1 protein-coding gene is annotated in these 1,160 nt (G+C 48.1%); it reads right to left on the reverse strand.

The features are described from left to right. The coding region (locus tag A3750_RS19235; RefSeq protein ID WP_156498751.1) for an ATP-binding protein at nucleotides 1-1,112 on the reverse strand (1,112 nt) is incomplete at its 3' end. Nucleotides 1,113-1,160: the final 48 nt, after the last annotated feature.

Raw genomic sequence — 1,160 nt, forward strand, 5'->3', positions numbered from 1 at the left:
TGCTCGAGGACTTTTGTTGCATCGATCAGTAAGTATCCACCATTTGCTCGATGCATCGATCCGGGACGAATCAAACTAAAGTCGGTAAAGACGGAACCCTTATAGGTCACGCTCTCTACATAACCAAAAAGGTTGTGATAATTCGGATTCTCTTCAACAACCACCGGCGGGCGGTTGTTTTTATGATGAACCAATACGTTTACCTGATAGCGTCTCGGCAGCTTTTTATCCAGCGTCGCATCCGCGAGAGCGCTCTGCTCATCCCGCTCCTCAAGAAAAATATCTAGATTCTCGACCATGTCCTTTTGCAGAGCCTGGAGATAGCTAACGACATTGGGTAGCTTTTTGTATTTCTCCAAGAGGTTATCAACGTGATGCTTCGAGACTCCTATGATCATCTCTTCATTCAGCTGCTCTTGTTTATCAACAAACTCCTGCTCCCAAGCAGCCATCTTCCGAATCGTGTTGCGCAGTTTGACTTCAAGCTTATTGATTATCTCATCGAACTTGTCCTGCTCGTCTTGCGACAAGCTATCAAAGGTTTCGGCCGTATGAGGTTCCTCACCATTTAATGCTGTGAGGCGATAGCCGCCCGGCGTAGTGATACTCAACTGAACCGACTTTCTGCGCGCCTGCTTGGCAAGTTTTTCTAATGCCTCTTCCTGAATCTCGGCATATTCGGTTTTAAGCTTATCGGCTCGTTCGTAGTAACTCTCATTATCGAAGGCTTGAGGGATCGCCTTGGTAAGGCGCGTCATCAACGCCTCCATGTCACGCTTCAACTGAATGCCCTGCCCGACAGGCAGCTGCAACATCGTTGGGTTTCTAGGCTCCTCGAAATTCACCACATAACACCAGTCAGAGACATCATGCTTCGGCGTGATCTGTCGCTTTAAATAACGCAACATCATGGTTCGTTTGCCGAGCCCTGTCCGACCAATAGCATAGATGTTGTAGCCACTTCCGGGCATTGCCATCGCAAAACGCACCGCTTCTTGCGCACGCTCTTGACCAACGATTTCCTCCAAAGGCTCTAAAGACTTGGTGGAGGCACCTGAGATGCTTGACGGTACGCACTCAGCATACACATCAGAATGGATAAGTTTTTTCACTACGCAACCTTACTCAATGCTTCGAGAGTCGTCATTTTGAAGAGTAGC

Source organism: Oleiphilus sp. HI0079, from assembly GCF_001635105.1.